Source organism: Bradyrhizobium huanghuaihaiense (assembly GCF_007830635.1).
In the GTDB taxonomy this organism is placed as follows: Bacteria; Pseudomonadota; Alphaproteobacteria; order Rhizobiales; family Xanthobacteraceae; genus Bradyrhizobium; species Bradyrhizobium huanghuaihaiense.
Genome location: NZ_VLLA01000076.1, coordinates 1 through 6,202 on the forward strand (window position 1 = coordinate 1; position 6,202 = coordinate 6,202).

Annotated in this window: 5 protein-coding genes; 2 read left to right on the plus strand and 3 right to left on the minus strand. The window is 56.6% G+C overall.

Annotated features, from left to right (window positions below; genetic code table 11):
- Positions 1–393, plus strand: a 393-nt coding sequence (locus IQ16_RS44495) for a transposase (RefSeq protein WP_208751673.1), incomplete at its 5' end; no start/stop codon positions are given.
- 797 nt (positions 394–1,190) lie between these two features.
- Here the strand turns inward: IQ16_RS44495 and IQ16_RS44500 are convergent.
- From IQ16_RS44500 to IQ16_RS44510, 3 genes are all read right to left on the minus strand, one after another.
- Positions 1,191–1,577: a response regulator transcription factor gene (locus IQ16_RS44500; RefSeq protein WP_018648887.1), complete on the minus strand. Its 387-nt coding sequence runs from the start codon at positions 1,575–1,577 to the stop codon at positions 1,191–1,193.
- Between the two features lie 84 nt (positions 1,578–1,661).
- Positions 1,662–2,345: a response regulator transcription factor gene (locus IQ16_RS44505; RefSeq protein WP_011084526.1), complete on the minus strand. Its 684-nt coding sequence runs from the start codon at positions 2,343–2,345 to the stop codon at positions 1,662–1,664.
- Positions 2,342–5,011, minus strand: a complete 2,670-nt coding sequence (locus tag IQ16_RS44510; RefSeq protein WP_011084527.1) for a PAS domain-containing protein — start codon at positions 5,009–5,011, stop codon at positions 2,342–2,344. Before IQ16_RS44510 ends, IQ16_RS44505 begins: the two co-directional genes overlap by 4 nt.
- 879 nt (positions 5,012–5,890) lie before the next feature.
- Between IQ16_RS44510 and IQ16_RS44515 the strand changes: the two genes are divergently transcribed.
- Positions 5,891–6,202, plus strand: a 312-nt coding sequence (locus IQ16_RS44515; protein ID WP_145832237.1) for a helix-turn-helix domain-containing protein, incomplete at its 3' end; no start/stop codon positions are given.

Here is a 6,202-nt window from a genome sequence, read left to right on the forward strand (position 1 = left end):
GTCTATTTGGCGTCCAACCGAGCTTCGGCCGAAGTGGCGATCGATGTCTTTGCCGAGAAATACGGAGCGAAGTACGACAAGGCGGTCGAGTGCCTGACGAAAGATCGCGACGCAATGCTTGCGTTCTACGAATTCCCCGCCGAGCATTGGGACCACTTGCGGACGACGAATCCCATCGAAAGCGTGTTCGCGACGGTCCGGCACAGAACGGTGCGCACGAAAGGTTCGTTATCGTCAACGACTGCCAAGTTGATGGTGTTCAAGCTGCTCTGCGCCGCATCAAAGACCTGGCGGCGGCTGAAAGGCACAAATCAGTTGCCGAAGGTCAGCGCAGGTGTCAGATTCGAAAACGGCATCGAGGTCATCCAAGTGCCGGAAAACCACGCCGCCTGATCGCCTCGTCACCCAAAATCCCGCATAGCTCAGACGAACTTAGGTTACGTTCTGACACAGGAGACATCAATGCTGTCTCCTCGGTCCTCCTTAGCTTAGCAGTTGCTGACTGATTTGTTTGCCCTAAGAAATTGGGGGCTACAGTACAAACCAGTTGCTGCCGATGCTCGCTGCGGCGAGGACACCTGTGTGATAGCCCGGCCGTGGTGGGGACGTGTTGCGCCGAGCACGTTTGACGGGTTGGACCAGAGGTCTGCCACACATGATGTGGGAGCTTGACGATAGCCGGAGCGCTGGGAATCGATAACGAAGCGGCGGCCCTATAGACAAGTCCAACCCGCACGCGTCAGCGGACGTAACAATTCCTTGGGCTGGGCATCGTTCAAAGCGCTTTCACCGGAAAAGCGGTGACCAAGACATGAGGGGCGTCCTGGCGAAGCTCCATTTCGTCGTCACCGCGGCTGGGCTGAGCACAACCAATCTCGTGCTTGCCGAGCGCTCTCGGGAACCGCTCTGCAATGGAGCATATAGCTTCGCTCCAGGTGGAGTTAAATGCTAGGGGCGCTGATCGCTCTGGGCCGGCATTACTTTGATCACGACCTGGAATGAATCGAGCCGGCGTACCCTCCGTCTCTCGCAAGGTCAAAGGTTGTTTTGCAGCCGACAGTAGCCGGTAATGCTTTGGCGGGCAAGAATTAGCTCCTAATAACGTTAGGGCAGGTCGCGGTTCCGGCCGCAAAGAGGTTGCCCGGTGCGTGATCGTCGTTAGATCGGACAAGAACGCGCAGTTGATCGAATCAGATGCGGCCTCGGTCGCCATATGCCTGCAGTGCGCTGTCGAGACACTTGACTAACTCTTGTACGCCGAATGGTTTGGCGAGGAAGCCGATCGCTCCGGCGTCCAAGGCTGACGCGCGTACGCGCTCGTTGGGGAAAGCTGTAATGAAAATGAAGGGTGCTTGGTAACCACGCGTCCGCATCTCTGCCAGCAGCTCCAGCCCGCTCATCGCTGCCATCTGCACATCAGTTATGACGCAGGATATCTCGTTCAACCGCGGCGACCGCAGGAGCGCCTCGGCCGAGGCAAATATCTGCACGACGTAGCCACGCGATTTCAAAAGGTTTTCTGTCGCCGCACGGACCGAGGGGTCGTCGTCAACGACGGAAATCAAAGGCGTGGACAAGATGAGCCCTCCCGACGCAGTACAGCGGCTGCCAAACCGTCAGCCACTTTCGCGAAAGTGGGCTTAAGTGATGGAATTGTAAAATCATACTTGGGTTTGTTCAGTGTGATTGGCGCTAATTCCGAGCGTCTCGCTCATTCTGATCAAGTCAGCCAGCGAGCGGGCACGCATCTTTTTCATTACGTGTCCCCGGTAGATCTTGACGGTGATCTCGGCGAGCCCAAGTTCGGCGGCTACCTGCTTGTTCATCAGCCCCGTCGCGACCAGTTTCATCACTGCCTGTTCTCGCGGGCTTAGGGTCTCAAATAGAGATTTCAGGTTCGCCACGGTTCGCTGAGCTTCTCGTCTTTTGCGATCGCGTTCGGTCGCCGCAACGACGGCATCAAGCAGTTCCTGATCGCGGAAGGGCTTGCTGAGGAAATCGACCGCGCCTCCCTTCATGGCCCTGACGGTCATGGGAATGTCGCCATGGCCGGTAATGAAGATGATTGGGATGTGTATGTTCAACCTGGCGAGCTCGGTCTGGTAGTCAAGGCCGCTCAGGCCCGGCAGCCGGACATCAAGAACTAGACAGCTTGTGACGTCCGGCATTGTGCTCTGCAGCATTTCACGGGCCGATCCGAACGCCACGACCTCCAAGCCTACCGATCGAAAAAGGTTCGTAAGCGAGCGACGCATAGAGATGTCATCCTCGACGACAAAGACGATTGCCTTCGTCGAAGCCTCGGTATGTCCGCCTTGGCCTCTCCAGTCAAATCGTCCTGTCACGAGATGGCCTCCTTATGCAGCGGAAGGGCAAACTGGAACGTCGCGCCCGGTCCATTTTTCTGAACCACTGAAATTCGTCCTCCGTGAACTTCCACGATCGACCGGCAGATCGAAAGGCCCATTCCTAGGCCGCTCGATTTGGTGGTGAAGAAGGGGTCCAAGACGCGGTCCGCGTCATTCTCGGCGATCCCGACGCCGCAATCGGTCACGGAAAGCTGCACGTACCCCAGATCGTCCGTAGATGATTGAATCAGAAGTTCACGCGGCCGGTCTGTAACTGCGTCCATGGCCTCGATTCCGTTCATCACCAGATTGATGATCACTTGTTGTAGCTGAATTCGATCACCGAGGACCCTAGGCAGCGCAGACGCCAACTCGCTTCGCAACGTCACTTGGTGGCTCACCAGCTCTCGTGTTACCAGCGCGCTGACGTCCCTAACCACCTGATTAATGTCGAGCGGCACCATCTCGATCTCGCCCTTTTTCGCGAGTGCGCGAATACTACGGATCACCTCGCTTGCCCGGATTGCATCTTCTATGATCCATTCGACTGAAGAGCGCGCGGCTGCAAGATTGGGAACATCGCGAGCCATCCAGCCGAGGCACGCATCGGCGTTGCTGAGGATAGCGGCGAGTGGTTGGGTTATCTCGTGGGCGATAGAAGTTGTCATTTCTCCCAAGGTCGTTACACGCGTCACATGTGCAAGCTCCGCCTGTGCCTTTCGCAGCTCTTGTTCGGCCTGATCAGCGCGAATGGTAGCGGTGATGTCAGTGCTGACGCCGCGATAGCCCAAAAAATTTCCGTTTCCGTCGAAGAAGGGCTTGCCACTAGTGCGGACGTAGATCGGAGATCCCATCCTATTTACGGTACGGTAGATGAGATCCCGGAACGGCAGGTGTGCCTGCAACGTCGCCCGATGCTGACGCCACTTCTCCGGTTCTTCTTCCATGTCGCACGCGATGTCCCAGCGAAGCAGGCCCGTTAACCCTGTCGCCAAAATTCCCGCAGCGCTGGTGTGCTCGGACAAGTGAGTGACCCGATGATCTGGCCCGGTTTCCCAGAGCCAGTCGGAAGCAGTCTCGGCATAGTCGCGAAAGCGCTGTTCGCTCTCGCGCAGCGCTACAAGCGTGTTTTCCAAGCGTTCCCTAGCTGCGTGTTGCTCGGTAACATCCATATGTGTTCCGATCAGCTCGCTGACATTACCATCGCTGCCGACGACAACGTGTGCAACGGAGTGTATGCGCCTTATCCCGCCATCTGGCAGAATAACACGGAAATCATATTCGAACCGTTCGTGCTCCTGGTCAATCGCCTGACGCTGCACCTCCTGCAACCCTGGCAAGTCTTCCGGATGGATGCGCGATCGAATAGTCTCTAGCGAAACCGGCTCTTGTGGGTTAAAGCCAAACAGGCGGTCGACCTCAGCGGAGCGATAAACGAAATCTCGTGTGTGGACGTCCCAGGACCAGCTGCCTGTGTGAGTGAGATGCTGAGCCTCGGCCAGATAGGCCTCGCTTCGGCGCAACTGCTGTTCTGCTCGCCTAGCTGCCGTAATATCGGTGGCTGCCCCAACAAACTCAATTTCACCAGAGGCGGTTCGCGTGACTCGTGCCTGCGCATGGATGTGCTTCACGGAGCCGTCAGGTAGCAGCAGCCGGTACTCGTGCTCGAAATCCCTCAGGTCTCGCATCGCTTCATCGATAATCTCTTTGACAGAAGCCCTATCATCTGGGTGCGTGCGCTCAATGACGAGTTGTGGCGCCGGTGTCGTCTGAAGATCGATTTGGAAAATCCGAAATGTCTCCTTAGACCAGAAGGCCTCGCCGGTAGAGGCGTTCCAGCTGAAGCTGCCTGTATGACTCAACTCCTGCGCGTGAGCCAAATGCGCTTCGCTCCGCTGCAGCGCAAGCTCGGTCTGCTTGCGCTCCGTAATATCTTCGCACGCCATGAGGATGACGGGGCGGTCGCCGGCCCAAAGCATGGCCTTGGCGTTTTCACGCACCCACAATACAGAACCGTCCTTCCTGACTTTCCGGACGTCCCAAGTGCGCGATTGTCCAACATCCTCAAGACACGTCTGAATGCATTTGCGGACGAATGCGCGATCCTCCTCCAGAAATACGTCGAGCACGGATTGGCCCAATAGTTCTGCACAAGCAAATCCCAGTTGTGTCGCGCCCAACGTATTGACGTTGAGGACAATGCCGGCCTCATCGACCATGAAGTACATGGCTGGATTGTGCTCGAAAATTGCGCGCCACCGTTTTTCACGATCCTCCAAATCCGAGGCACTCCGCTGAAGCTTGGCCGCAGCCACACGTGCAGCCTCTCTTTCCTGGCGGAGTTTTCCAATCAGGTACGTTCCGACAACAGAGACAATAAGAAATGCAACAACCACAGGAACATCGCGGGGATCATCGATTCGTAAACTAAACGCCGGCGGCGCAAAGTAGTATGCGAGAGCAGCGATTGCGACGATGCAAAGCGCTGATGAAGCAATGAAGCTGCCCATCAACGAAAATAGTAAGACTACTAACAAATAGGCGAACGCCGCGGCGGCGAAATGCGCCTGAAAGTACACGCAAGTCAGTGTAACCGCGGCTAGCGCTATGCTGCCCAAGGTCAACTGAGGGGCTGAACGTTTGAAACTGCTGATCCTATACATTTTGAGACCGTCCGGCCTGTTATCCGGCGGGAGAGCTATAGCATTTTAGGCAAAAATGAGGCAATCTTGAACACTTGGGTCCGCATGATAGCGTGTGCAAGATCGATCATCGGCTGCCGAACTCAGCACGGGCGGGGAAAAAACGCATTATAAACATACGTATATTTGTCCTAAACCTTTCAGTAGGTGTCGCTGACGCGACTTTAGTCGAAGCTGAAACGTCCGCTTTTGCGCATCGCTCGAGCCTACGGCCAATGCGCCCCATTAGGCCGCGGAATGAGGACAGTGGTTTCAGTTCAGCCGATAGGTTCGAAGGCGCGCCTCCGGACCGGCAAGGATCAGAAAAAAGCTGCCCAATGACTCGTCTCCCCGACACAGCCGCTCCCGCGAAGAAAGCGCAAGTTCGCCTGCCGACACAGAAGCCGGAGTCGCGCGAGTCCTACGCGCGATGATGATTCGTTCCAATCTTATCGCGCTTTAGCTGCGAAAAACTGGTTCCGCTGGAAGCGAGCGGCGTCGCAGAACGCAGGGCAGCCTCGTATGACTCGCCACGGCTTTGTCGAGTGCCATTCACGCTGATCACACCCACCATGCTCTGCTAACGCAGCGCGCATCGTAACGAGAACGACAAGCTGCGTCCGCAGGATCCCTACGTCGTCCTTAATCGCGTGAGGCAAGTGGAGCGACGTGCATATGGATCTTCGTAGGCGGACCAATACCTAGTCCGTCAGTCCCGTCATCGGCTTGGCAAAAATGTTGCACAAGCGTTCAGATGGCCGGTAGCCCTTGAGTGCGAAAGCGAAACCCTGAAAAAGCTCCTGCCTCTTTTCTCGCTAGTACCCACTTTTCTTGGAACGTGAGTCGTGATTCAAGGTCGGGATGATACCCGAAGCAAGAGAAGTCCACCTTTCGAGGAAAGATCGCAAGGTGCTTGAGGCGTGCTGTCGCTCACCGGTGACGTTGCAGCGCGATTTGAAGCGGGCGCGGATAGTTCTGTTGGCGGCGGATGGGCGCAGCACCCGGTCGATCGCCAAGGAAGTTGGGGTCCAGCCGCGGATTGTCAGCCTTTGGCGGCATCGCTATGCCGACCATGGCCTTGAAGGGCTGCAAGACAAGCCGCGGCCTGGCAAGCAGCCGATCTATACGAAGACGACCGACAAGCGGATTCTGAAGCTGCTGGATAAGCCGCCA